Raw genomic sequence first — 26,898 nt, 5'->3', positions numbered from 1 at the left:
ACTTACTGTCAACACTTTTTTTCAAAAAAATTTATTTTATTGAAAGTTTTTTTAATCACTGTTAACTTTCATTTTTTAAATGGAATTTTTAAAATCCTTTAGATAGTTTTCTAATTTCTTTTTCATTTTTGCTTTTCCTTGACATCTTCTGTTTGTTAGTAATGCTTCATATTGTTCTTTTTCTTTTACTGTTAATTTTTCTTTAAAATCCTTTAAAGAATCTCTTAGAACTACCAATTCGTCTAAATACATTTTTCTTGATGAAATTCTGTGGCTAATTTCCCCAATTTCAATATATGGAAGTCTATTAATTTTTCTTTTATCACTTTCCTGTTGTCTTATTTTATCTTTAATATGATTTCTAAATTTTGTTTTGAAATATGTATAAAGTAATTCTTCATTTGTTTCAATTTCAGGATTCTTTTGATAAAGTTCAAACAGAGTTAGCTGACCTTCTTGTTCCCAATCATCTTTTTCCCATAATTGAATATAATATTCTTTTTCACATTTTCTTACGATATATTTTACTTTTTGATACATTTTATTAAATTCCATAAGCTCTCCTTTACTTTTATCTGTATTTTATAAAAATAAAGAAGCCCATTGGACTTTTTTTCTATTCTGCACGTTTTTTTAACTATTTGGTTATTATTTTAACTATTTTGTTCAAATACACAAAAAAACTGCCACTTGGTGACAGTTTATCGATAGTCCGTACGGGATTCGAACCCGTGTTACCGCCGTGAAAAGGCGGTGTCTTAACCCCTTGACCAACGGACCATTTTTACAACATATTCTATTATACAGAATATTTTTACTCTGTCAACACTTTTTTAATAAAAAAAGAAGGAAATATTTTCCTTCTTTTAAGTTAGTTGTTTTCTTCTAATTTTGACTTAATCTCATCATAGGATAGAGGTTTTGCTTCTTCTTCCAATTCATGCTCTGAATTTTCGGGCATTTTACCTGTTTCATACAATGATTTAATTTGAACACTATCCAAGGTTTCATATTTTAATAGAGCTTCAGCAATAAGTTTATGCGTTTCTCTATTACCTTGAATAATTTCTGCAGCTTTGTTACGAGCTTCATTCAATAGACTACGTACTTCTTCATCGATTTCATAAGCAGTCCGTTCTGAAATCATTTTTTGTGGGCTTTGAGCCCCGAACATGGCATGATTTCCTTCATATTGAACAGGTCCAAGTTTTTCACTCATTCCATATTCTGTCACCATTGCACGCGCCATTTGAGTGGCTTGTTCAAAGTCATTTGAAGCACCTGTTGTTTGTGAATTAAAAATAATTTCTTCCGCAACACGTCCTCCCATGAGACCAGCTAATTGTTCTTTCATATCTTCTTTAGAAAGTAACATTTGATCTTCTTTAGGAAGGGCAATCATGTAACCGCCTGCGCGACCACGAGGAACAATAGTAACCTTATGAACCACTCGAGCATTTGACAAAACCAGACCAACGATCGTATGACCTGCTTCATGATAAGCGACCATTTCACGTTCTTTTTGCGAAATCGTCCGATCTTTCTTAGATGGTCCTGCAATAACACGATCTTCTGCTTCATCGATATCAGCAGCATCAATCACTTTTTTATTTCGACGAGCTGCAACTAAGGCTGCTTCATTCAAAACATTTTCAAGATCGGCACCGACAAATCCTGGTGTCTGTTGTGCAACCAATTTCAAATCTACATCTTGAGCGAGTGGTTTGTTCTTAGCGTGAACTCGAAGAATTGCTTCACGACCTTTCACATCTGGACGCCCAACCAATACTTTACGGTCAAAACGGCCAGGACGAAGAAGGGCTGGGTCCAGAACATCTGAACGGTTAGTAGCAGCAATAACAATAATTCCTTCATTGCCTTCAAAACCATCCATCTCAATCAAGAGCTGGTTGAGGGTTTGTTCCCGCTCATCATTTCCACCGCCAAGGCCTACACCACGTTGGCGTCCAACAGCATCAATTTCATCGATGAAAATGATAGCTGGAGCAGCTTTTTTAGCATCTTCGAAAAGTGAACGAACACGACTAGCTCCGACTCCGACAAACATTTCAACAAAGTCAGAACCAGAAATACTGAAGAATGGTACTCCAGCTTCTCCAGCTACTGCTTTTGCTAGAAGTGTTTTACCAGTTCCCGGAGGTCCTTCAAGAAGCACACCTGCTGGAATCCTTGCTCCTAATTTAGTAAAGCGTTTTGGATCTTTCAAAAACTCAACAACTTCAACAAGTTCTTGTTTTTCTTCCTCAGCTCCTGCTACATCTGAAAAACGAACTTTAATATCTTCTTTATTAGCAGCACGGGCTTTATTGCGACCAAAGTTCATTGCGCCTCTGGCACCTCCGCCACCGCCTTGGTTCATCATGGAGAAGAAGAAGAACATGACGATAACAAATGGAACAATTGAAGTGAGAATTGTTATCCACATGCCACTTGAACTTTCACGCTTGATGGTGATTTCTGCTTTGTGGTCAGCTGCTAATTTTTGTAATTCATTAACAGTAATATCAGATGGAAGGATTACACTAGTAAAGCGAGATACTTTTTGAACACTCGGGGTAAAGAATTGAATCCCTGTATCTTCTTTTGATTCTTTTGCTTTATTATAGGTCCCTGCAATTTCAATCACACTACCATTTGGTTGGTAACTGATTGTTTTGACATTATCATTTTTAATTTCCTTGACCAATTCTGTGTAGTTGATTTGCTGACTTTGACCAACTCCATTACCCGCAAAAAAGTACTGGAATCCTGTCACAGCCGCTACAATAATCAACAAATACAGAAAAGGATTTCGAACAAAACCGTTGTTTTTTCTGTTATTCATCTAGTCTCCTCTATTTTGAGTACACTTCCTCTTTTAATACACCAACATATGGTAGGTTACGATAATTTTCTTCATAGTCTAAACCATATCCGACAACAAACTCATTCGGAATCGTAAAGCAAGTATAATCTGCTTCGATCTCAACCAAACGTCCTTCAGGTTTATCCAATAATGTCGCAATTTTCACAGATGCTGCATTTCGTTCTTCAAAGAGTTCTTTTAGACTCTTGAGGGTTTTACCTGTATCGATGATATCTTCCACAAATAAAATATCTCTACCTGTAATATCCTGATCAATATCCTTGATAATATTAATGATACCTGAGCTTGCTGTACCGCCATGATAACTTGACACCAACATAAAGTCTAATTCAATATGAGTATCAACATGGTTGATCAACTCTGCCATAAATGGAACAGAACCCTTCAAAATACCAACGAAAATAGGATTTTTTCCTTGATACTCTTTTGTTAGGGTTTCACCCAATTTTTTTGCTGCTTCTACAATTTCATCATGTGAAACCAATACTTTTTTTATATCTTTTTCTAACATGTTTTTACCTATCTATTTTTTGAATATAAAGACCATCTTTCATTATACCACTTTTTGAGGGCTTACTCAAATCACTCGTTACCAATCCCACGACTGAAAGAATATTATGATTCTGTTCTAAAATGAGAGCCTTTTGCCGAAGAGAAATTGGGATTTTATGATTGATAAACCACCGCCTTAATTTTTGATGGTGGCCATTAACAAGCAGCTGATCTCCTTCCTCTCGCCTTCTAATTAAGATGGGCGTTTCGCGTGAAACAGAAAGAATTTCCACATTTTTCCCTACTAATGGGTGGCCAAAAGATAATTTATAATTTGCAATCTCAAAGATATTCCCAAATTCTAACAAAAATGGGAGGACTTGGTCATCCGACTTTTGACTGATTTTTTGTATTTCAAAGAAATCATATTCTTGATGGAGTTCATAATTCGACTTTAAATAATGGACACAATTTCTTTTTTTTCTTAGTAAATCTAGTAATTCTTGAAACTGGACTCTACCAAGTTGTAAATCTGGAAATTGTGCCAGATACTCTTCTAATAAGAAAGACTGGATAGAATCGGAATAAGTTCTAAAAGAAGCTAAATCTTGAATAGTGAACTCGCTAGTCAATTCTTTCAGTGCTTTGTGCCACTGAGTTACTTCCTCTGCTAAATAGCGAAGACTTGCTTGCATTTGAGGATTTTCTTTTTCAAATTCTGGAAGGTATTGATGGCGTACACGATTGCGAAAATAATCCTGTGAGGAATTACTACTGTCTTCAAAATGAGGAATTTTCATCAACTCATCTTTGGTAAAACTCAATAAAGGACGGATTAATTCACCTTTTCCAAATGGTTGGCGTACAGGAATGCCACTCAAGTGACGTAATTTAGTTCCTCGTATCAAGCGCATGAAAGTTGTTTCAGCTTGATCGTTTGCATGATGGCCTGTTACTAAAGCAGTACAATTCTCTTTCTCCATAATCTGTCTAAAAAAATCATAACGAAAGGTACGAGCTTTTGCTTCTGTAAAATCACCAAGATAGTGAGCAACGTGGATACGTGTCTTGCGCCTGTCAGCTAGTGTTCGAAGTTCTCTTTCTTCTAAATCTGATTCTGGTCTTTGTCCATGATTAACATGAGCGAGTATCAGTTGGATTTTCAATCGTTCTTTGTTCTTTTCTAAAAGTTCGTACAGATTCATTGAATCCAATCCACCCGATAAGGCAACTAAAACACGACGATGGGAAGTAAATAGATCTTGTTTTTCACAAAACTCTAAAAATCGCTTTTCCATTATTTCAATACCTCATAGATATCCTTTGAAATATTGGAAATCGTATCATAATTCGAATGATCTGTAAAAATGGCTAGTACATAGGGTGAATTTGTGTAGACAATCGCAACATCATGTCTAAAATCATAGGCATCTCCAATTTTATGAGCAACCTTTACTGGAAGGTCACGCGCAATCCGTTGATCATCGAATTTTGTAGAGGAGAGCGCATCAATAATTGAGCCATTCTGTTGATAGACAGCCTCCATGACATTGCCAGCCATTTCAGCGGATGCTTCTCTTTTTTCAACATCCCAATGTTTTTTTGCAATTTTATCCAAAGTTTTTTGGAAATCTTGATCTGATTGATGAGTGACATAATAATTCAAGATATTATGGCCAACATTATCGGATTCTTTTGCAATCTTATCTACTAATTCTTGGACACTATAATCCTTACCATCTGCTGTTTTTGAAATACTACCACTTCCTTCTGGTTCATAACCACCTTTAAAGTCATTGACTTCTGGAATATACTTGTAGGTTGTAGATAGAGAAATGGCTTTTTTATTGAGCTGTTCTTGGACATAGTACAAGTATGGTAATTTCGTTACACTAGCAGAATACATTTCTTTTTGCGGATTGATTCCAGCAGTATTTCCAGTCGCTAATTGTTTTACGTAGATTCCATACGAAGGAGAATTGTATTTACTATTTAACAATTCCTGGACTTTTTCCATTCGATTATCTTTTTCAGTGACGAATTCTTTGTTCACCCAGCCCTGACCTTCAATCTCTACAAACTCATCTCGTAAAGTCTTAGCTGTACGTAAGACTGTCACTTTTGTATAAGGAGAAAGAGGTGTATTTTTTTCTTTTGCACCATTTATTAAGGGGCGGTCGTACACTTTAAAACCAGGTTTTAGCCACATGTCTTGTTTTTTTTCTTGTGTTTCTTGTACAACATCAGAAAAAATGACAGAAGAATCTGCTAATACATACCCTTTCTCTGCTATTTTAAATACAGCTTTCCCTTCATCGTTTACAAAGAGTTGTTCGATTGTAAACGGTGAATTTGGAAGAATTTCTCCTTTTGTTTTTTTCAACTGAGGATCAGAGAAAATAGAAATTTTGCGATAGACATTAGGGTTTGCTGGAATTGAAGAAAAATAAAGTTCTGATGGATGAGCCATTGTCTGAGAAGACTCAGACTGCTCAACACTCGCTGCTTGAGACCCAATAAATAAAATTGGAACTAACAATAGGAGCAGAAATCGTTTAGACACCTGTATTCCTTTCCTTTTCATCCTTTTGAAGTTTGATCATTTGGTTTTTCTTTTTTAATTCCTCTAATTTTTCATCCGAAAATTCAAGAAATTGTTTAACTGTTTGTAAAATATTTTCCATTGGTTATTGGGGGAGTAAATCTGGGATGGTATAAACATATTCACCATCTTTTGAAAAAGAATACTTGGCGCGTGCATATTTTGTTGCGTAATCATCGTCTTTTAATTTTTTAGCGATGTCTTGTTGATATTCTTTTTGTTCACTTGTCTCTTTATACTCTTTTTCCAACTGTTTGTATTGTTCTTTTTTATCTTGTAGCGATTGATAGCTCTGGGCTAAATTATAAGTTGGAAGAATAAACAGTAACATGACCAATATCAAGACGAGTCCCATAAAACGATTGCGTTTTTTTCTTTCTTCTTCTAAAAAACGTTTTCGCTGACTTTCGTCTTTGATATACTTATTGTTCATTTGAACGATATTTTTAGGCATCTTCTTCTATCCTTGTTTCACTAATGATTTCGTACATTTTGGATGCATCTTCTTTTTTGGTACTATCCAACATTTCCAAGACTTTAACCGTCAATACTTTATTTCCAAAACGAACTTCGATTTGATCATTCACTTTCAAATCCGTTGAACTTTTGGCTAATACTCCATTAACTTTGATCCGCCCTTTATCTGCAACTTCCTTTGCAACAGGGCGACGCTTAATAATGCGAGAAACTTTCAAATATTTATCTAATCTCATACTGTCACCTCTAACATAGTATTGTATCATTTTTTATACATAAAATGCGAAAAATGAGCTAAGAACTGCTAGTTCTCTTCTTTTTCCTGTTTAATTTCCAATAAGGTTTGACCAAATTGCTTCAGAGCTTCTAAAATTTCAAAATCTTTCTTGTTTCGAATATCAAAGATTACTTCAATTAATCCCTTTTCTTCAGCAATCTGTGCCTTCAACTGTGTCATTGACAGAGCTTTGAAATAATCCTGTGTTAAAAACAGTTGTTTGGCAATAGGTTCAAATTTCACTGTCAATTTTTGTTGTTTTCTCTCAACAAGACGGACAAAGACTTGATCCAAGTAAGCTTTCACTAAACCAATTTCAAGTAGATAGGCGACAACATCTGGGTATTCTCCAAAACGATCAATCAATTCATCTTGCAAGTATTCATAGTCACTCGCAGAATTCATTTCACGAATTTGTTTGTAAATTTCAATTTTTTGACGTTGATCTGAAATATATTCATTAGGTAAATAAGCATCTATTTGAAGGTTCAACTCTGCATTACTCTTTTGCCTGCGATGCTCTTGGCCTTGTTTCTTAGCAATAGCTTCTTCTAACAATTGAGAATACATTTCAAAACCAACTGAATCGATGAAACCAGATTGAGAAGCTCCAAGGATATTCCCTGCTCCACGGATCGATAGATCTCGCATAGCAATTTTAAATCCAGACCCCAACTCAGTAAAACCTTTAATAGCTTCTAAACGTTTTTCAGACACTTCTGTAAGAGATTTGTCTGGACGATACATCAAATAAGCATAAGCGATTCGGTTGCTTCGTCCCACACGACCTCTTAGTTGATAAAGAGTTGAAAGTCCCATATGATCCGCATTTTCAATAAAGAGTGTATTGGCATTTGGAATATCCACACCTGTCTCAATAATGGTTGTCGTCACTAAGACATCGTATTCGCCATTAATGAAATCCAACAAGGTATTTTCCAGGCGAACTTCACTCATTTGGCCATGAACAAAGCTAATCGAAGCCTCTGGAATCAACTCTTTTAACTCGGATACTTTTTGTTCAATCGTATCTACCTTATTGTAAAGATAGTACACTTGACCTCCACGATCTATCTCCCGCAACACAGCATCTCGAATAATAGTTGGGTTGGTCTCTAGTACAAAAGTTTGCACAGGATACCGATTAGTTGGAGGTGTTTCAATGACAGACAAATCTCGAATTCCTAACATAGACATATGGAGCGTCCGAGGAATAGGGGTAGCTGTCAAGGTAAGCACATCCACCTTTTTTTTCAATTCTTTCAATGTTTCTTTGTGCTTTACTCCAAAACGTTGCTCTTCATCGATCACAATCAAGCCCAAGTCTGAAAAGACGACATCTTTAGACAATAACCGGTGAGTTCCAATAATAATGTCCACTCGTCCTTTTTTCAATTTTTCAAGCGTTTCCTTCTGCTCTGCTTTACTCTGAAAACGACTTAAAACAGCAACTTCTACCGCAAAAGCTTCAAAACGCTCCTTAAAATTGGCATAATGTTGTTGGGCAAGAACAGTCGTAGGAACCAGCACTGCTACTTGTTTATGATCATTTACTGCCTTAAAGGCTGCTCGCATAGCAACCTCTGTTTTCCCAAAACCGACGTCTCCAACCAGCAGTCGGTCCATCGGACGATTCGATTCCATATCTTTTTTGATTTCTTCAATGGAGCGCAACTGATCATCTGTTTCAATATATGGAAAATCTTGTTCAAAAGCTTCTTGATTTTCGTCATCTGAAGAATAAGCAAAACCTTCTAATTGACTACGCTCTGCATAGAGTTTTATCAAATCATCCGCAATATCCTCCACCTGGGTCTGAACCTTTTGCTTCGTTTTTTGGAAACGACCATCGTTTAATTTGTTAATTTTTGGCGTTTTTCCATCACTTGCAACGTATTTGGACAACATCTGAATCTGATCGACAGGAATCGAGATGCGATCTCCATTTTGATATTGAATGGAGACATAATCACGATGGACACCCGAAATTTCAATCGTTTCAATTCCCAAATATTGACCAATACCATGAACTTGGTGAACAACATAGTCCCCTTTTTCCAGTTCGTTATAATTTTTTAGACGTTCTGCATTGGAAATATTTTGCCTGCGAATCTTTCGCTTGATTTTTTTCTGATAAATCTCTGACTCTGTAATGTAGACAATTTTTTTATCAACAAATTGAAAACCGTGAGCTAGTCCTCCAACAATTAATTGACTAGCTTGAGGGATGATCGCATCCCCATCGATATAATCTAATCGAATTCCATACTCTTCTAAATTTTTATGGAGCTGTTGAAGATTGTGATGAGAACTTGCTTGGACAATAACCGTATAGTTTGATTTTCGATACCGTTCAATTTCCTCTTTTAGCAAATCAAATTGTCCAAAAAACTCCTGCATTGGGTATTGATTAAATTGATACAAATGATCAAACTTCAGATTTCCCAATCCTTTTTGAAAGTTTGAAAAATAAGTTGCAGGTGTATATTTTCGTAATATTGTACTGGTGTCTGCAAAATAAACTTGGCGAGAAGAAGCTCTATTTTTATGTAAATCTTCCGTCAAGAAATTAGCTGTATCTAGTTCAAATCTCGCTATTTGATCGGCTATTTTTTGATAATCATCCAGAAAGACAGGAGTGTGTTTAGGAAGATAATCAAATAATGTATATTGTTTCTCATAAAAGAAACTAATAAATTTTCTAAGATCCGGATGGAGTTTTCTTTGAGAAATATCTCCTAGAATTTCTGCTAGATAAGATTTAAATTCTTCATTAGCGCTCTGTTCTTGCAATTGTTCGATTTGCTTCTGACCACGGATGAAATCTTCCTCTTGCAATAATAGATCACTCACCGCTTTCAGTTGAACTTCTTCGACATTTTCAACAGAACGCTGGCTTTCTGGGTCAAAGATTCGGATCCCATCAATCTCATCTCCAAAAAATTCAATCCGATAAGGTTGGAGTTGGTCGATCTCAAAGATATCTAAAATATCTCCTCGTATACTGAACTCACCTTGTTGCAAAACCTGGCCCACTTTTTGATAGCCGATTTTCTGTAATGTTTCACTCAGAGTAGTTAAGTCTATTTCTTGACCAACCTTCAATTGAAAAATGCTAGATACAAAAACTTTAGGAGAAGGTAATAGTAGTTTGATACCACTTACATTGGTCACAAGGATACCTTGACGATCCTCTTGACATAAAAAGTTCAAAGCTTCTAATCGTGCAAATTGCCTTTCTTGTGAAGCAAAAACAAATTCTGCTAAAGGGTTATCATCTCCCAAAAATGTATGGACCTTGTCCTCTCCAAGTAAGGCAATAAAATCACTAGCCAATCGTTCCGCTTCGTTATAACTGGAGGTGACGAGGACTGCTTTTTCAATAGAATCAAAAGCGGAAGCCATTACAATAGCCTTAGTAGTCGCGGACAATCCTAAGATCAATTCCCTATTATTTTTCTGCAAACCTTGTTGCCAGGATAGAAGGTTGGAGTTTTGACTCACTAAATCAATTACATTCATCTACTTACCCGTTGTATTTCTGCATGCTTCTTTCAAAATTTTCTTCTACCAAGTAATCATTGACAGCTTCTTCTACTCGATCGATTGTTTGTAGAATGGTGATGTAATCGTCTTTATCAAATTTTCCTAAGACATGATGAACAACTGACATACCCTGCTTAGGTCTTCCAATTCCAATCTTAATTCTATAAAAAGTCTGAGTTCCAATATGATTGATAATCGATTTGATTCCGTTATGACCTCCAGCTGATCCTTTAGCTCGAAGACGAATCTTGCCAACTTCCATATCTAAATCATCGTAAACAACCAAAAGATCTTCAATATCCAGACCATAATAAGTCAGAAGAGCATGGACTGCTTTTCCACTCTCGTTCATGAAGGTGGTTGGTTTCACAAAATACATCTTTTCACCATTCAAAAATGTTGAGGCAACATCAGCTTGAAAAATCTTATCATGGGAGAAAGTAAGATTTAAAGACTTTGCCATTTGATCCACTAACATAAAGCCTACATTGTGTTTGGTTTCAACATACTTATCACCTGGATTTCCCAATCCAACAATTAATTTCGTCATCTCTTTTCCTTTCAAAACACTAAAAGGGTTGGAAATATTTTTTCCAACCTTTATATATTTTTAACTTTCTTAAACATTGAAACGGAATTCCATGATGTCTCCATCTTGGACAATATATTCTTTTCCTTCTTCTCGCAAGCGTCCAGCTTCTTTTACAGCCTTTTCAGATCCGTATTTCACCAAATCATCATAAGACATAGTCACTGCACGAATAAATCCTTTTTCGAAATCAGAGTGGATGATACCAGCTGCTTGAGGAGCTTTCATACCACGTTTGAAAGTCCAAGCACGTACTTCTTTTTCACCAGCTGTAAAGTAAGTTCCAAGTCCTAGTAAATGGTAAGCTGCACGCGTGAGTTTATCAACTCCAGACTCTGTTAAACCAATTGCCTCTAAAAATTCTTGCTTATCTGCATCATCTAGCTCAGAAATTTCTTCCTCAGCACGCGCAGAAATCACAACTACTTCCGCATTCTCTGTCGCCGCAAAGTCACGAATTTGCTTAACATAGTCAATAGAGTCTGGATCTGCAACAACATCTTCATCCACATTTGCTACATAAAGAACTGGTTTGGTAGTCAAAAGGAAAAGTCCTTTCACCACTTTTTGTTCTTCCTCCGTGAATTCAATGGTCCGAGCTGATTTTCCATCTTCAAGAACTGGTTTGATTTTTTGTAGAACATTAAATTCCTCAACAGAATCCTTATCTTTTTGTGTGCGAGCGATTTTTTCTACACGCGCATATCGTTTATTGACAGACTCTAAATCGGCTAAAATTAATTCTAAATTGATAGTATCAATATCTGCTAGTGGATCAACAAAGGCATCTTCACGACCTTGTTCCCGCATGACATTTTCATCATCAAAAGCACGCACTACATGGACAATAGCATCTACTTCACGGATGTTAGCCAAGAATTTATTACCAAGACCTTCTCCTTTTGATGCACCTTTTACAATCCCAGCAATATCGGTAAATTCAAAAGTGGTCGGAACTGTCTTCTTAGGAGTAATCATTTCAGTTAATTTTTGTAGTCGTTCATCAGGAACTTCTACCATACCGACGTTTGGATCAATGGTCGCAAAGGGATAGTTTGCGGCCTCTGCTCCTGCTTTTGTAATTGCGTTAAATAGGGTTGATTTACCAACGTTTGGTAAGCCAACGATACCTGCTGTTAATGCCATTTTTCTTTTTCTCCGTTCAAATTTCAATCTCTTTTATTATAACATAATTCAAAAGACAAGTGATGAAAAATGAAATATTTCATGACTTTTGAAACTAGATTTTTTCATCAAACTGTAACGTTCTAAAAAAGATAAATATGGTATACTCTATTTAACAACTAACAAAGGAGTTTTTCAGATGAAAAAACAAACATGGAAATCTATTTTCCTTTCTTTAATCGCTATCTTTACACTCTTTCTTCTTGGAGCTTGTGGACAACAATCTGTTCAAAAATCCTACCTTCAAGGAATCAACCAAGAAAAGAAAACAGACGTTCGGATTACACTAGAACATAAAGGTGATAAAGCGATCAGTAACCAAACTACCACTACTATTTATTACAAAGAGGCAGGAGTTACGAAGGATCAATTAAAGGAAATGATCGATAAATATGACGAAGAATACAAAGATGTCAAAGGATTCACACATTCTGCTGAATACAAAGATGATTATATGGTCGAAAAAACAACTGTAAGTTATGAAAAGGCAGACTTAGATCAGCTAATTGAAAAGAAATTAGTAACGACACAAAAAGATAAAAAAGTTGACTATATCAGCTACAAATCAACTGTTGATATGATGAAACAAAGTGGTTTCAAAGAAGTTAAAAATGGAAAATTTGAAGAATTAAAATAATTGAAAAGGTTCGGTCACATAAGTGACTGAACCTTTTATAATACTTTCTTCATTTTCTGTTCAAAATCATGGCGACTCATCATGACCACATGATCACAATTGCTACACTTGATTTTTATATCTGCACCAAGTCGCGTAATTTCCCAACGATTTGCCTTCTTGCCTGTTTCTTTTATCACACAAGCGTGAGGCTTTTTCATTTCTACAAAATCACCTAACGTATACATGATTCACCTATGTTAATTTGTGCGAACTGGCGTAATTAATTGAATGAACCCTTGTTCATTTCCTTCCGGAACCAATGTAAATGGTCTAACAGAAGAAATGAAACGAATAACAACTTGTTCACTTTCAATAGCTTTTAGCGCCTCAATCAAATAAGTTGGATTAAAGCTGATTGACAAATCCTCTCCTGACACAGCGTTAGTATCGATTTCTTCATTTACTCGTCCAACTTCTGGTGAATGAACGTGGGAAGAAACTACTCCATTTTTGAACTCTAATTTAACCGTTCCGTTTTGAGTTGCATTTGAAAGAAGACGAGCACGCTCCATTGCAAATCGAAGGTTGGCCACATTGAAGGTTGCCTCTGTATTGAACTCTGTTGGAATGAGACGATCTGTATCAGGGTAATTTCCTTCTAGCAAACGGGTATAGAAACTAATGTGTTCACTTCTAAAGAGGATTTGATTGTTAGCAAAGAAAACTTCAACTGTTTCAATATCATCAGAAAAGACAGAGGTGAATTCACGAAGAGAACGACTTGGGATGACGACATCAAAGTTGTCTCCATTTTTCTCCAGTGTAATCACTTTTTGACTCATACGGTGAGAGTCTGTTGCTACTGTTTTTAGCTCTTTATTATCTGATAAAACAAAGTGAACGCCTGTTAAAATTGGACGACTCTCTTGTACACTTGCTGCAAATGCCGTTTCATTAATCAATTGTTTTAATAATTTTGTTTCCAAAACTAATGGATTACTTGCAGCAATTTCTTGGATACGTGGATATTGATCTGCATCTTTTCCTTTAAGAGTAATTTCTGATTTACCACTTGTTAAGAGAACTTGTTTTTGTTCAATCTCTTTAAAATCTAAAGTAACATCTGGTAAACTTGAAACCACATTAATAAAGAAAGTTGCTTCCAATAAAATAGAACCTGGAGAAGTCACTAATAAACCTGCATTTTCATCTTTAATAGAAATAAAGTTTTCAATTGAAATTTGGCCATTAGATCCAGATAAGGCAACTCCTTCTGGAGTTACATCTATTTTAATTGTTGAGAGGATTGGAATAGCATTTTTTGAACTGATAGCTCTTTTCGTAGTATTTAGTGCTTGTAAAAATAAAGTTTTGTTAATAGAGAAATTTATCATGGTCATTCCTTTTATTTATTTTATTATTAGTAAGTTAATAGTAATAGTAGGTTGTGTGGAAGTTGTGGAAAACTTTCAGAATCCTATCTACGACTTGAAAAGTTACTTGTTTAAAAATTGTGTATAACCCCAAGAAGTTTATAGAAAGTTATCCACAAATTAATTTAATTTTTTCTTGATGCTTTGAATTTCGAGTCGAAGATTATCATCTGTATCGACCATACTTTTAATTTTTTCATAGGCATGAATGACAGTCGTGTGGTCTTTCCCACCAAATTCTTTTCCGATTCGAGGAAGGGAGTTGTCCGTCATCTCTCTTGAAAGATACATAGCCACTTGTCGTGCTAGGACAATATTCTGAACTCTTCGAGAACCTTTGATTTCTTTTACACTGACTCCATAGAAGGCTCCAACTGCTTCCTGAATTTTTTCAATAGGGATGACAAGCGTCTTGCTATTATCATTTTTACGAGCTCGAATAGCTTCAGCTGCAACATCGATCGTAATTTCTTTTAGTTTCTTTACCTTCGCCATTAAAGAAATATCATTTAAGGCTCCCTCTAAGTCTCGGACATTTGAATCAAATTGACCAGCTAGATATTCTAGTGTGTCATTAGGAAAAATATAGTCTAGATTTTCAATTTTATTCCGTAAGATGGCAATCCGAGTTTCAAAATCTGGTGGTGTTATATTTTGAGTTAGTCCCCATTTGAAACGAGTAACTAACCGCTCTTCAAGACTATCTAAATGATCCGGACTTCGATCACTTGTTAGAACAATCTGTTTGTTGTCACTATGGAGGGCATTAAAGGTATTAAAGAATTCCTCTTGAGTCGTGACTTTTTTTCCACCAAGTGACTGGATATCATCGATCAATAAAAGATCTAAACTTCGATAGGTGTTCTTGAACGTCTTCATCTCTCCTAATCGAAGGTGCTCTAAAAATTCATTAATAAAGGTTTCTGCTGGGACATACTTAACCCGTGCATTTGGAATATTTTCTAGGATTTGATTTCCAATTGCATTCAATAGGTGAGTCTTTCCAAGCCCTGGTCCACCATAGATAAAGAGAGGGTTGTAAGTTGTTGCAAGATTTTCAGAAACTGCAAGCGCTGCTGCTTTCGCCCAAATATTTCCATCCCCTTGCACAAAATTATCAAAGGTATACTTCGATTTCAGACCTGTATCAATTTTAGGTAACGGTTCGGTTGTTAAGCTACCTGAAGACAGTCTCCTATTCTCACTGCTATGATTACTAGGAATTTCTTCGGTATCTTCAAAAACGAAATGGAACTTCAAATCTGTATTGTAGACTTCAAAGCTGGCTGTGATCAAAGCATTTTTTAGATTTGTTTCCCAAAACAATTCTTTATAATTTCCATCAAGATAAATGGTAGCTGTCTCTCCATCGATTTTGACTAATTTTGAATCAGCTACAAAAAAGTCATACGCACTATCTTTTAGTTGTAATTGGGCTAATTCTAAAAAACGAGACCAAAATTGCTCCTCTTGTGACACTATCAGACTTCCCTCCTTTTCTTGAATTGTATCAAATCATACTTACTCCTATTCTACCACAAACGAAAATAGTTTTCCACAGGCTAAATTTTAGGGAAGAAAATTATATTTTTAAACTTTTCCACAGGTTGTGGATTTAAATTCACATTGTTTTTAAAAGTTATCCACAAAGTGGGGATAACTAGAGAATATCCTTATTTTTATGATATTTACAAAAGATTATTATGGTGGAAAAACTTGTCAATACAAAAATAAAAATAACAGCCTTATTTTAGGCTGTTGATAATTCGTTGGTATTCATCGAGACTTGAAAAAGAAATTTGGATAGTTCCTTTATTTTGCGAAGAGGAGTGTATCGTCACTTCTGTTCCCAATATTTTTTTCAATCGTTGTTCCTCTTCTAGTAGGAAATTTTCTTTTACTTTTTTATTTTTCTGTTTTCTTTTTGAACTGATCTTGTTCTCTAATGTTCGAACATTTAAATGATCCTGTTTGATTCGCTCCAACCAAAAGCGCTGCTCTTCTTCATCAAGAGGAACGAGAACACGCGCGTGAGCCGAAGAAATATCATTTTGAATGACTGCCTCTTGAACAGAGGGAGCTAGATGTAACAAGCGAAGCATATTGCTGATATAAGGTCTAGATTTCCCCATAAATTGAGCGATTTGGTCGTGCTTATAGCCATGATCAACTAGCTTCTGGTAGGAGATAGCTTCTTCGATTGGATTGAGATCTTCTCGTTGAAGATTTTCGATAATGGCTTGTCGCATCATTTCTTGATCAGTTAACTCTTTAATAATCGCAGGAACAAGCTTTAATCCAGCAATTTTTGAAGCTCTAAAACGTCTTTCACCTGCAAGCAATTCAAAACCAATAATCGGAGATTTTCTGACAATAATGGGTTGAATTAAGCCATTTTCTTTGATTGACTGAGCCAGTTCTTCTAATTTTTCTTGATCAAATACTTTTCTTGGTTGGAAAGGATTAGTTCGAATGTCCTTTACCGCTATCTTTTCTAATTTTTCCATCTTATGAATAGAATAACACACCTTTACAAATTCGTAAAGGTGTGTTTACAAGTATGTCAATAGGATAAGAATTACTCACTAAGATCCTCAGTTGATTTTGTTAACTTGATAGAAGTTGTTTGTTGTTTTCCATCACGATAGAATGTGACCTTGATCGTATCATTGATTTGGTGAGAATAGAGGGCAGATTGTAAATCTGCAGTTGACTCGATAGTTGTATCGTCTATCTTTGTGATCACATCGTAGCGTTGCAATTTATCTGAAGCAGGCATATTTTCAAGTGTTGAACGAACCAGTACTCCTCCAGAGATTTTTTCAGGAAGTTTTAATTGGCTTAAATCAGAAGTTGAAAGGTTGGATAAATCCATCATTTGGATTCCAAGAGCTGGTCGAACTACTTTTCCTTTTTCTTCTAGTTGCTTGATAATATTGACAACATCATTTGCAGGAATTGCAAATCCCATTCCTTCTACTGAAGTTTGTCCGTTATTTGAAATTTTACTTGAGGTAATCCCGATGACTTGTCCTTGAATATTGATTAATGGACCTCCAGAGTTTCCTGGGTTGATGGCTGCGTCTGTTTGTAGAGCGCGTGTAGAGATATTTTGTCCATTATCGGCTTTCAATTTCACATTGCGACCTTGGCTAGAAATAATTCCTTGGGTAACAGAATTAGCATAATCAGTTCCAAGAGGGCTACCGATTGCAATCGCAGTCTCACCGACCGTTAATTGGTTTGAATCTCCGAATTCAGCTACTGCCTTTGCTTTATCCGCACTAATGCGAACTACTGCGATATCGGAATAGACATCTGATCCAACTACTTCTCCAGGGACTTTATTACCATCTGCTAAGAGAATATCTACTTTTTTTGCACCATTGATCACATGGGTATTGGTAACAAGGTAAGCATATTTTCCTTCTTTTTTATAAATGACCCCAGAACCTTCACTAGAAATTTGTGAGTCTGAATTGTCTTCTTTTTCAAACAATCCTTGATTCGAAGAATCAGAGTAAGTGATCACAGAAACCACAGCATTTTTTACTTTATCGACGGCCTCACTAGTTGAGGTCGTATTTTTATAGGCTGTTTTAACAGTGGTTGAGTGGACTTGCTTACTTTCAGTATTGGAAGTAGAAGAATGAGATGTTTGTAAGATTAAAAAGGTTCCAAGAATCCCACCTAGTAAACCCACAACAAAAATGAGGGTTATGTTTCCAATTTTTTTCAGTAAATTAGATGAAGATTTCATATTTTCCTCCTAAGGCTATCAAATTGTCTAGAGTATAGAAAAACTTTCTTAATTATAACTTAAATAATTAAAGTTATCCACAATTTGTGGATAACTTGTAACATTTAGTTTAGAAATAGCTTTAAAAAGGACTTTATAGAACAGCTTTCCTTTCTTTACCTGTGGATTATTTGTGGAATTAAAGAATTATGCTACAATAGGAGAATGAAAATAAAATTGATAACCGTTGGAAAATTAAAAGAAAAATACTTAAAAGATGGGATCGCGGAGTATATTAAAAGGCTTGGTCGATTTGCGAAAGTAGAACAGGTTGAGTTAGTTGATGAAAAAACTCCAGATCGTGCTAGTCAACTCGAAAATCAACAAATCCTTGAAAAAGAGGGAGAACGAATTCTCTCTAAAATTTCGGATAAAGAATATGTGATTGTACTGGCCATTGAAGGAAAACAATTTCCTTCAGAGAAATTTAGTCAAACGATCGACCAGATTATGACATCTGGTTATTCAAACCTTACTTTTGTTATTGGAGGCAGTCTTGGTCTGTCTCCTGAAGTGAAAAAAAGAGGAAATCTATTAATGAGCTTTGGTCAATTAACTCTTCCTCATCAGTTGATGAAATTAGTGTTGGTGGAACAGATCTATCGTGCTTTCATGATTCAACAGGGGAGCCCTTACCATAAATAACCTTGACGCTCCTTCCTTTTTCTGCTAAAATGAAGTAAGTTCGGTCTCATAGCTCAGCTGGATAGAGCATTCGCCTTCTAAGCGAACGGTCGCAGGTTCGAATCCTGCTGGGATCAAATGAAGATGCAGTTTTTGCTGCATCTTTTCTTTTTTGTAAAATGTATAAATTTTCATTATCTATTAATTTTTGTATACTTCACTATAGATAAATAGTAATGGAATGAATTATTAGGAATATTTAAAAAAAGAACTAACAATCCCTATATAGTGCAAAGTGTAGATTATATAAATTGTGTAAAATAGTTTTCATTTATGTAACAAAAACATTACAATTTTACCGTTTCCCTTTAATTTTAGGCTATTTTATATTATAATTTTTTGTATATAAAATTTTATTTTTTTATAATAATACTAGAGTATAATAAAATAGAAAAAACAAAATGGGAGAGTTTGTGTGATTCAGTCATTAGTCTTGTCTTTTCTCTTGGGAGGGATCATTGTTCTGACGTTTGCATTAGTGGACGAAAAAATCTATCAGGAACATCAATTTGCATTTATCTTTCTGCTGAGCACCTTTGTTCTTCTTTTTGAAAGTCTCTTAGTATTTTTAGATGTGACTTTATTTTCAAATATTCGACTCTCTGATTTAAATATGCTCTTATGGCCGGTTTATTTATATCCTTATTATCATTTTGCCAATCGAACGAATCGCTTGTGCGCCATTTTTTATTCTTTTTTTACTTATTTAGCGGTTGAAGGAACAGCAACTTTTCTGACGATAATTGTCTCTTCAGTGTTAGGGGATGCTTTTGTAGCAGCTCACTCGATTGTTTACAATATGTGCATTCGTTTGGTTTCTTTAGTGATCATCTTGAAGTTAATTGACTTATTTGAATTTGATTTCACTCCTTTTTATGAGAAAGAATTTGAAAAATATTTAAAGAGACTTATCTGTGTTTATTTCGCCATATTTGTAGTGATTAATTTTGCTTTATGGATTAGTGAGCAAGCGCAATATAAAAATTTTGGGAGTATGTTGGCAACGATTTGTTTTTTCTCTTTTGTAGTTAGCTTATTTCATATGAAAATCGAGCGAGATCAGTATCGTAAAAATTTAGAACTGGAGTATAAAGAATTTTCTGAGCAACAAATGAGTCGGTATATGGCTGAAATTCAAAGCCTCTATTCTATTGTTAGGGGATTTCGTCACGATTTGGGAAATTTGGTGATTTCTATGTCATTAGCTATTAAGGAAGAAAATATTCCAGAAATACAGAGAATCCATAGAGAAGTATTGGAAAAAGGTTATAAAGAGATAAACACAGAAGAATTATCAGGATTCAACTTGGTCAATATCAAAGATTCTGCTTTACGAAGTATTTTGATTCGAGGCTGGTTGGATGCAAGAGATGCTGGGGTAGAAATGACCTTTGAAACAAGTGAACCAATTGAGCAACTACCAGTTGATTTATTAGATATCGTAAGAATTGTTGGAATTCTGGTGACAAATGCTTTGGAAGCTTCAAAAGAAGCGGAAGAAAAGAAAGTTCATGTTGCTATTTTTTCTATTTCAAAAATTGTTTACTTAGTGATTCATAATACAACAAATGAAATCACTTTTGATATCAAGAAAATATATGAAGAAGGCTATTCGACAAAAGGAGAAAATAGAGGACTAGGATTAAATAATGTAAGAAAAATCTTAGCAAATTATGGAACGATGTTTTTAGAAACAGAATTGCAAGGAAATCGTTTTTTACAAGTTTTGAAGATTGGAGGATATGAACAAGAATGAAGATTTTTTTATTAGAAGACGAGCTCTCTCAACAAATACGGGTAGAAAAACACATTGCAGAAATTGCTAAGGAATTAGAAATTAAAATTGACGTGATTTCTACTGGTAAAATTACGGAATTTGAAAATTATATCCAGCATTCGGATATCCACCAATTATATTTTCTAGATATTCATATCCAAGATAATGAGTACTGTGGGTTAGAAATTGCTCAAAGAATACGAGAAGCAAATCCTTATGCCATTATTGTTTTTATTACTACAAAATCAGAATTCGCTTCAATTACCTATCGTTATAAAGTATCTGCCTTGGATTTTATTGATAAAAATTTGAATGAAGATTTATTTAGATTAAAAATCAAGGAGTGTATTGAGTACCTAACAACTATTCAAATTGGAAATGATGATTTGACAGATTATTTTGAGTATGACTTTAAGGATAAAAAGATAAAAATTCCATTTAAAGATATTCTTTATATTGAAACTGTTGGTTCTGCTTATAAATTAAACTTAGTTGGGAAAAATTTTCAAAAAGAAATTGCAGGAAGTTTATCAGATGTCTTGGAGAAAGATGTGGAGGAGAGATATTTCAGTCCCCATCAATCTTATATCGTGAATAGAAGTATGATCGTTGGAATGGATAAGAAAAGGAAACAGTTGTTGTTGAAAGAAGGGTATTCTTGTCCAATCTCAAGAAGCAATATCAAACGTGTTAAAAAATTAATCGAAGAGCAAAATTTAGAATTTAGTGCTTGACAATTAGTTAAATTTTGATATAATGGGATATGTTCTGTTAATGAATATATGGTCCGTTGGTCAAGGGGTTAAGACACCGCCTTTTCACGGCGGTAACACGGGTTCGAATCCCGTACGGACTATATCTCATTCCGCCATAGCTCAGTTGGTAGTAGCGCATGACTGTTAATCATGATGTCGTAGGTTCGAGTCCTACTGGCGGAGCTAGTATAGCACCCATTTGGGTGTTTTTTTGTTTTGAAAAAAGGCTAGGATAATTGCTATCCTAGCCTTCTATTTATAAGAACGATAGTCATATTCCTTAGCTTTTTCGTCTTTTTATCTGTCTCCATTCGTAGAGGAAAAAGAGAACGATTCCAACGAAAAAGGCAATGAGTCCTTCAACGAAGCCTTGAGGAACAAATGTTAAAGTGACTGTTCCAGATCCTTTTGGAACACGAACTCCCATTAATCCTTTCTGGATGCGATAAATGTGGATAGGTTTCCCATTTTGTTTAGCTGACCAGCCTTTATCATAAGGCAGTGTAAAAATCAGAGTAGTATCTCTATTTGCGTTATAGGCTGCCACCAATTTATTTTTCTTTTTGTGAATAGCAACTTCTTGCTGACGAATGGTGGTAATAGCTTGTATATATTGGTCGAGATTTAGAGCAAAAAATTCTGGTGTATCAAAGGAAACCGTCGAATTTTCTGGGAAACTCATACGAATAGTAACCGTTTCCTCTGTGTCAAAATAGCCAATCGAAAAGAATGGGAAGGCATTATCAATGGTATAGCGTTGGGTCTGTCCATTGTAGTCGATTTCAATATCTTTTCGATCATCATTTAAAAAATGTAAATTTGGAACATTGACATACAGTTGACTATGGGCAGGAACCGTTACTTCATATTGAATACTTGCGTAGGATAGATGACTATCTTCTTCAATTTTTGCAGTTTGCAACGAAGATGTACTATTTTGTGAAGTAGGCGAGAGAATATTTAATTTCTTATAAAATTTATATTTTTTATCTGTGATTTGATGGATGAATCGTGTTTGATTATCCAGTGTCAAATTCGTAAAAGAAGTATTTTTATAAGGTTTTATTGAGAGAAAGGCGATTGGTAAGGCATATTCATTTTCTGAAAGTGAGACTCCATTTTTGGTTGCAATCTCTTTAAATCCAAATTTTTGAACAGGTTGTTGGCTTAAATTATAGCGAACACCAAATAGACTATCCATTAAAATAGAATTGTTTTGGTATCGAAGATTGAGGTTGGTTCCTTCAGATTTAAATCCAAGTTTGTCCAATGTCGAACTAGCATCCGTATTTCGTACAGATGAAAATTGAGAAATTCCATTATAACCATACTTCATGCTATCATTGCCCGTTTGTGGCTGTAGAATCTCAGTCCGATAATTCGAGTCTGTCTTCCCTCTTACTAAGGATTGGATGGCTTTTAAGTCGCGTTCGTAGGATGACCGAGAAGCAAAGACCCATTCATTTGCAATTCCTTCCATTTGATAATAACTATTCACCGATAATTCAAATAAGGAAAAGAAGATAATAGAAAGATAGAAAAGTCTGGGCGGTATTTTTTTTAAGATAAATCCTAAACAGACTAAATAGAAGGCGATTAAAAATTCAAAAGTAACAATGAAATTGACAGCATCTAAAAATTTATAGTGACTGCTGAAAAGGATAGTTGATCCAAATCCTAGAATAAGGAGGAAACTAGCAAGACTAAAACGAATCCAAGTGATCTCCTCCATTCGATTTAGAACTTCTCCTGCCATTAGAATAATCGTCAAAGAAAAGATCCAAGAGTATCGATGAAGAAACATATTTGGCGCGTGCATACCTTGCCAAAGGAGATCTAATATTTGAAAACGAAAACTCAAAATAAGAATGGTCAATAGTATAAAGTGAGAAAGTTTCACGTGAAACTTGATCGACTTTACAAAGAAAAAGGTGATTGCTAGTAGCAGTGGAAATAGCCCTACGTAGATCATTGGAATGGATCCATATTTAGTAGTGTCAAAACTTCCAATGAAATTTTTTGCAAATACGTCAAGATACCAACTTTTTTCTGTAAAGATACTGTCAACCTTTGAAAAATTTTCTCCATGAGTACGTAAATCTAAGAAGGTTGGATATAACATCACAAGACTTGTTATAACTGATAAAAGAGATACAATCACAAAATGGAAGAAACGTTTTCCAATTTCCTTTATGTTCCATGACAGTTGTGTCAAGTACCATAAAATGAGAAAAATAGACATCATAAACCCAAAATAATAATTTTGGATAAACAAGCTGGTTAAGCTGATAAAATAGAGAATCTCTCCCTCATTGTGAATTAATTTTTTGAATCCATAAAGAATCAATGGTGCTAAGATAAAAACATCTAGCCAAGTTTTAATTTCAATTTGACTAATGGCAAAGCTCATCAGAGCAAAGGATGTTGAAAGGGTAAGAACCAGGCTTCTAGGGATTTTAGAAAACATCCCATGTAGACTAATATAAGTACTCAGACCAATTGCACCAAATTTTAGAAGAGTGATGAGATAAACAGCATTCGGCATGGATTGTGCATTAAAGAAGTAGACAAGAGGAGAAAAGAAACTTCCTAGATAATAGCTACTGAGTGCATAGAAATTAATGCCTAATCCGCTTTGAAAACTATAAAATAGGCTATCTGTCCCATGTAAAATATTTCGAAGTGTGGTATCAAAAATGACATACTGATGATAACCATCTCCTAATAATGGGGATGTATCACTGTTCCAGTAGATTCCTTGTGAGAGGTAAATACAGAACATCATGATAGCTGGAATCAGGAAAGAAGATACTATAAAAAGGGATGTTTTTAGCTTTGTTTTATTCATATATTTCTACTGAAAGAGCCTGAAATCATTATTTCAGGGCTCTTTATTTTTATTATTGACTCCAAAGTTCTTTCACTTTTGCTTGAACTTCTTCATTTTCAAGAAACTCATCATAGGTTTCATCAATGCGATCGATCACGCCGTTTTTTGAAAGAACGATAATATGGTTGGCGAGTGTTTGAATGAATTCGTGGTCATGGCTGGCAAAGATAATTGATTCTTTAAAATTCTTCAATCCATCATTCAAACTTGAAATGGACTCCAAATCCAAGTGATTGGTTGGATCATCTAGTACAAGAACGTTTGACTTAAGGAGCATCAATTTAGACAACATGACACGAACTTTTTCTCCTCCTGACAAGACGTTGACAGACTTGTTAACTTCGTCACCTGAAAAGAGCATCCGTCCTAAGAAACCACGAAGGAAAGTGTTGTCATCTTCTTCTTTACTTGCAAATTGACGAAGCCAATCAAGAATACTTTCACCACCAGCAAAATCTCGACTGTTGTCCTTGGGTAGATAAGAACGACTAGTTGTGACTCCCCACTTAACAGTTCCTTCATATTCAATATCATCCATCAATGCACGGATCAAAGCGGTTGTTTGAATATCGTTCTGTCCGATAAGAGCGGTTTTATCACCAGGACGTAAGATAAAGCTGATATTGTCAAGGATGGTTTCTCCATCAATCTTGACAGAAAGATTTTCTACTGTCAAGAGATCGTTACCGATTTCTCGTTCCGCCTTAAAGTTGATAAATGGGTACTTCCGGCTAGATGGAACAATTTCTTCTAACTCAATCTTGTCAAGCATTTTTTTACGAGATGTTGCTTGTTTTGATTTTGAAGCATTGGCTGAGAATCGTGCGACAAACTCTTGCAATTGTTTAATTTTTTCTTCAGCTTTTGCGTTTCTATCTGCTTGTAATTTTGCTGCAAGTTCAGAAGATTCTTTCCAGAAATCATAGTTTCCGACGTAAAGTTTAATTTTTCCAAAGTCAAGATCTGCCATATGGGTGCAGACTTTATTCAAAAAGTGACGGTCATGGGATACAACGATAACCGTATTTTCAAAATCAATCAGAAAATCTTCTAACCAGGTAATGGATTGAATATCGAGACCGTTGGTTGGTTCGTCTAAAAGAAGGACATCTGGTTTACCAAAAAGTGCTTTAGCTAAGAGAACTTTCACTTTATCCCCGTTAGCTAACTCGCTCATCGTTTGATAATGAAGGTCTTCTGAAATATTTAGATTTTGAAGCAATTGAGATGCTTCACTTTCTGCTTCCCATCCACCGAGTTCGGCAAATTCACCTTCAAGTTCAGCTGCACGGACGCCGTCTTCATCAGAAAAATCTTCTTTCATGTAGATAGCATCTTTCTCTTTCATAATGTTGTAGAGCTTTTCATTTCCCATAATGACAACATCGATGACCCGTTCGTCTTCATAGTCAAAGTGATTTTGACGCAAAACGGACAAACGTTCATCAGGACCGAGAGAAATATGACCAGTTGTTGGTTCAATATCTCCAGCTAAAATTTTTAAAAAGGTTGATTTTCCAGCACCATTGGCACCGATAAGACCGTATGTATTTCCTTCTGTAAAGTTGATATTGACATCGTCAAACAATTTTCGATCACTAAAACGTAGTGAGACGTCTGATACTGTAAGCAATGATATTCTCCTCTTTCTATAATGTCTTCATTTTACTAGAAAATAGGGGAAAATTCAACTTTTTTAGTGTCAATTTATTTTTACAATTTTGTAAATTTAGTTGACAAGATAGTAAAGTATTATTTCGTCACAAACATAGAGGGAAGACTAACATTTTCAACTAGAAAGTGCTATAATGATAGGGATAACGATTAAGGAGAAGAGTATGACAAAACCCATCATTTTGACAGGAGATAGACCAACAGGAAAACTTCATATTGGCCACTATGTAGGTTCTTTAAAAAATCGCGTCTTGCTACAAAATAAAGACGAGTATAATATGTTTGTTTTTCTAGCAGACCAGCAAGCTTTGACAGACCATGCAAAAGATCCAAAAACAATTGTAGAATCTATTGGAAATGTTGCTTTAGATTATCTTGCTGCAGGATTGGATCCTGAAAAGGTTACGATTTTCATTCAAAGTCAGATTCCTGAATTGGCAGAATTGACTATGTATTATATGAATCTGGTATCTTTGGCACGACTTGAAAGAAACCCAACTGTAAAAACTGAGATTTCTCAAAAAGGTTTTGGTGAGAGTATTCCAACAGGATTTTTGGTATACCCTATTTCACAAGCAGCTGATATTACAGCATTTAAAGCAAATTTTGTTCCAGTAGGAAATGACCAAAAACCAATGATTGAACAAACTCGTGAGATTGTTCGTTCCTTTAACCATGCTTACAACACAGATGCTTTGGTCGAACCAGAAGGAATTTATCCTGAAAATGAGGGAGCTGGTCGCTTACCTGGTTTAGATGGAAATGCTAAAATGTCTAAATCGTTGAATAATGGAATTTACCTAGCTGATGATGCAGATACTTTAAAGAAAAAAGTGATGAGTATGTATACTGATCCGGATCATATTAAAGTAGAGGATCCAGGAAAAATCGAAGGAAATATGGTATTTCATTACCTAGATGTATTTGGCCGTCCAGAAGATGCAGCTGAAATTGCAGAAATGAAAGAACATTATCAACGTGGTGGACTTGGTGATGTAAAGACCAAACGATATCTTTTAGAAATTTTAGATCGTGAATTAAGACCAATTCGTGAAAGACGCCTTGAGTTTGCAAAGGATATGGGGGAAGTATACTCTATTCTTGAAAAAGGAAGTGAGCGCGCTCGAAATGTAGCAGCTCAGACACTGGATGAAGTAAAATCTGCGATGGGAATTACCTATTTTAAAAAATAAACCGACTTCATTAATAGCG

At 35.2% G+C, this 26,898-nt stretch carries 23 protein-coding genes and 4 tRNA genes; 8 read left to right on the top strand and 19 right to left on the bottom strand.

Annotated elements, in window-relative coordinates; all coding sequences use genetic code 11:
- Positions 1-75: 75 nt before the first annotated feature.
- The 12 genes from O3626_RS08510 to ychF form a co-directional block, all read right to left on the bottom strand.
- Positions 76-555, bottom strand: coding sequence for a hypothetical protein (locus O3626_RS08510; RefSeq protein WP_045760075.1), 480 nt, complete (start codon positions 553-555; stop codon positions 76-78).
- A gap of 153 nt (positions 556-708) precedes the next feature.
- A tRNA-Glu gene (locus O3626_RS08505) sits at positions 709-780 on the bottom strand.
- A 91-nt stretch (positions 781-871) separates the two neighbouring features.
- Positions 872-2,845, bottom strand: coding sequence for an ATP-dependent zinc metalloprotease FtsH (gene ftsH, locus O3626_RS08500; RefSeq protein WP_049473251.1), 1,974 nt, complete (start codon positions 2,843-2,845; stop codon positions 872-874).
- Positions 2,846-2,855: 10 nt separating this feature from the next.
- Positions 2,856-3,398, bottom strand: a complete 543-nt coding sequence (gene hpt / locus O3626_RS08495) for a hypoxanthine phosphoribosyltransferase (RefSeq protein ID WP_045760073.1) — start codon at positions 3,396-3,398, stop codon at positions 2,856-2,858.
- A 4-nt stretch (positions 3,399-3,402) separates the two neighbouring features.
- Positions 3,403-4,677: a tRNA lysidine(34) synthetase TilS gene (tilS, locus tag O3626_RS08490; protein WP_371496391.1), complete on the bottom strand. Its 1,275-nt coding sequence runs from the start codon at positions 4,675-4,677 to the stop codon at positions 3,403-3,405.
- Positions 4,677-5,963 carry a serine hydrolase gene (locus O3626_RS08485; protein WP_371496389.1) on the bottom strand — a complete coding sequence of 429 codons (1,287 nt, stop codon included), beginning with the start codon at positions 5,961-5,963 and terminating at the stop codon, positions 4,677-4,679. The genes tilS and O3626_RS08485 overlap by 1 nt, the downstream gene beginning before the upstream one ends.
- Entirely contained in the window at positions 5,935-6,063 is a 129-nt protein-coding gene (locus O3626_RS08480; RefSeq protein ID WP_003009253.1) for an SP_0009 family protein, read from the bottom strand. Before O3626_RS08480 ends, O3626_RS08485 begins: the two co-directional genes overlap by 29 nt.
- Positions 6,064-6,066: 3 nt before the next feature.
- Positions 6,067-6,435 (bottom strand): septum formation initiator family protein, encoded by a 369-nt coding sequence (locus tag O3626_RS08475; RefSeq protein ID WP_003010764.1) that lies wholly within the window; start codon positions 6,433-6,435, stop codon positions 6,067-6,069.
- Positions 6,428-6,694 carry an RNA-binding S4 domain-containing protein gene (locus O3626_RS08470; RefSeq protein ID WP_003002258.1) on the bottom strand — a complete coding sequence of 89 codons (267 nt, stop codon included), beginning with the start codon at positions 6,692-6,694 and terminating at the stop codon, positions 6,428-6,430. Before O3626_RS08470 ends, O3626_RS08475 begins: the two co-directional genes overlap by 8 nt.
- 68 nt (positions 6,695-6,762) lie before the next feature.
- Complete coding sequence (mfd, locus tag O3626_RS08465) at positions 6,763-10,257, bottom strand: transcription-repair coupling factor (RefSeq protein WP_371496386.1); 3,495 nt, start codon at positions 10,255-10,257, stop codon at positions 6,763-6,765.
- A gap of 4 nt (positions 10,258-10,261) precedes the next feature.
- Positions 10,262-10,831 (bottom strand): aminoacyl-tRNA hydrolase, encoded by a 570-nt coding sequence (gene pth / locus O3626_RS08460; protein WP_371496384.1) that lies wholly within the window; start codon positions 10,829-10,831, stop codon positions 10,262-10,264.
- A 69-nt stretch (positions 10,832-10,900) separates the two neighbouring features.
- Entirely contained in the window at positions 10,901-12,016 is a 1,116-nt protein-coding gene (ychF, locus tag O3626_RS08455; protein ID WP_371496382.1) for a redox-regulated ATPase YchF, read from the bottom strand.
- A gap of 178 nt (positions 12,017-12,194) precedes the next feature.
- On the opposite strand from ychF, the gene O3626_RS08450 reads away from it, so the two are divergent.
- The gene (locus O3626_RS08450; protein WP_371496380.1) at positions 12,195-12,692 is read left to right on the top strand and encodes a DUF1307 domain-containing protein; all 498 of its coding nucleotides are present in this window, start codon (positions 12,195-12,197) and stop codon (positions 12,690-12,692) included.
- A gap of 35 nt (positions 12,693-12,727) precedes the next feature.
- On the opposite strand, the gene O3626_RS08445 is transcribed toward O3626_RS08450, so the two are convergent.
- From O3626_RS08445 to O3626_RS08425, 5 genes are all read right to left on the bottom strand, one after another.
- Positions 12,728-12,919 carry a DUF951 domain-containing protein gene (locus O3626_RS08445; protein WP_003002008.1) on the bottom strand — a complete coding sequence of 64 codons (192 nt, stop codon included), beginning with the start codon at positions 12,917-12,919 and terminating at the stop codon, positions 12,728-12,730.
- A gap of 12 nt (positions 12,920-12,931) precedes the next feature.
- The gene (dnaN, locus tag O3626_RS08440) at positions 12,932-14,068 is read right to left on the bottom strand and encodes a DNA polymerase III subunit beta (protein ID WP_371496377.1); all 1,137 of its coding nucleotides are present in this window, start codon (positions 14,066-14,068) and stop codon (positions 12,932-12,934) included.
- 159 nt (positions 14,069-14,227) lie between these two features.
- On the bottom strand, positions 14,228-15,586 hold the full coding sequence (gene dnaA / locus O3626_RS08435; RefSeq protein ID WP_371496375.1) for a chromosomal replication initiator protein DnaA: 1,359 nt from the start codon (positions 15,584-15,586) through the stop codon (positions 14,228-14,230).
- A 266-nt stretch (positions 15,587-15,852) separates the two neighbouring features.
- Positions 15,853-16,614, bottom strand: coding sequence for a ParB/RepB/Spo0J family partition protein (locus O3626_RS08430; RefSeq protein ID WP_049514971.1), 762 nt, complete (start codon positions 16,612-16,614; stop codon positions 15,853-15,855).
- A gap of 71 nt (positions 16,615-16,685) precedes the next feature.
- Positions 16,686-17,867, bottom strand: a complete 1,182-nt coding sequence (locus O3626_RS08425; protein ID WP_371496373.1) for a S1C family serine protease — start codon at positions 17,865-17,867, stop codon at positions 16,686-16,688.
- Between the two features lie 204 nt (positions 17,868-18,071).
- Here O3626_RS08425 and rlmH point away from each other — a divergent pair, with 204 nt between their 5' ends.
- The 6 genes from rlmH (at position 18,072) to O3626_RS08395 (ending at position 21,305) form a co-directional block, all read left to right on the top strand.
- Complete coding sequence (gene rlmH / locus O3626_RS08420) at positions 18,072-18,551, top strand: 23S rRNA (pseudouridine(1915)-N(3))-methyltransferase RlmH (protein WP_003009233.1); 480 nt, start codon at positions 18,072-18,074, stop codon at positions 18,549-18,551.
- Between the two features lie 42 nt (positions 18,552-18,593).
- A tRNA-Arg gene (locus O3626_RS08415) sits at positions 18,594-18,667 on the top strand.
- A 338-nt stretch (positions 18,668-19,005) separates the two neighbouring features.
- Positions 19,006-20,346: a sensor histidine kinase gene (locus O3626_RS08410; protein WP_371496371.1), complete on the top strand. Its 1,341-nt coding sequence runs from the start codon at positions 19,006-19,008 to the stop codon at positions 20,344-20,346.
- Entirely contained in the window at positions 20,343-21,101 is a 759-nt protein-coding gene (locus tag O3626_RS08405) for a LytR/AlgR family response regulator transcription factor (protein WP_371496369.1), read from the top strand. Before O3626_RS08410 ends, O3626_RS08405 begins: the two co-directional genes overlap by 4 nt.
- Positions 21,102-21,151: 50 nt before the next feature.
- A tRNA-Glu gene (locus O3626_RS08400) sits at positions 21,152-21,223 on the top strand.
- Between the two features lie 8 nt (positions 21,224-21,231).
- Positions 21,232-21,305: transfer RNA gene (locus O3626_RS08395), tRNA-Asn, on the top strand.
- 97 nt (positions 21,306-21,402) lie between these two features.
- Here the strand turns inward: O3626_RS08395 and O3626_RS08390 are convergent.
- Both O3626_RS08390 and O3626_RS08385 read right to left on the bottom strand, forming a co-directional pair.
- Complete coding sequence (locus O3626_RS08390; RefSeq protein ID WP_371496367.1) at positions 21,403-23,970, bottom strand: YfhO family protein; 2,568 nt, start codon at positions 23,968-23,970, stop codon at positions 21,403-21,405.
- A gap of 52 nt (positions 23,971-24,022) precedes the next feature.
- Positions 24,023-25,645 carry an ATP-binding cassette domain-containing protein gene (locus O3626_RS08385; RefSeq protein ID WP_368403375.1) on the bottom strand — a complete coding sequence of 541 codons (1,623 nt, stop codon included), beginning with the start codon at positions 25,643-25,645 and terminating at the stop codon, positions 24,023-24,025.
- Positions 25,646-25,850: 205 nt separating this feature from the next.
- On the opposite strand from O3626_RS08385, the gene trpS reads away from it, so the two are divergent.
- A complete protein-coding gene (gene trpS, locus O3626_RS08380; protein WP_049516054.1) occupies positions 25,851-26,879 on the top strand; it encodes a tryptophan--tRNA ligase in 1,029 nt (342 codons plus the stop codon).
- Positions 26,880-26,898 lie beyond the last annotated feature (19 nt).

The sequence above is a fragment of the Streptococcus sp. 20925_1_77 genome, assembly GCF_041432125.1.
Classification (GTDB): domain Bacteria; phylum Bacillota; class Bacilli; order Lactobacillales; family Streptococcaceae; genus Streptococcus.
This window is presented reverse-complemented; position numbering and strand designations above follow the sequence as displayed.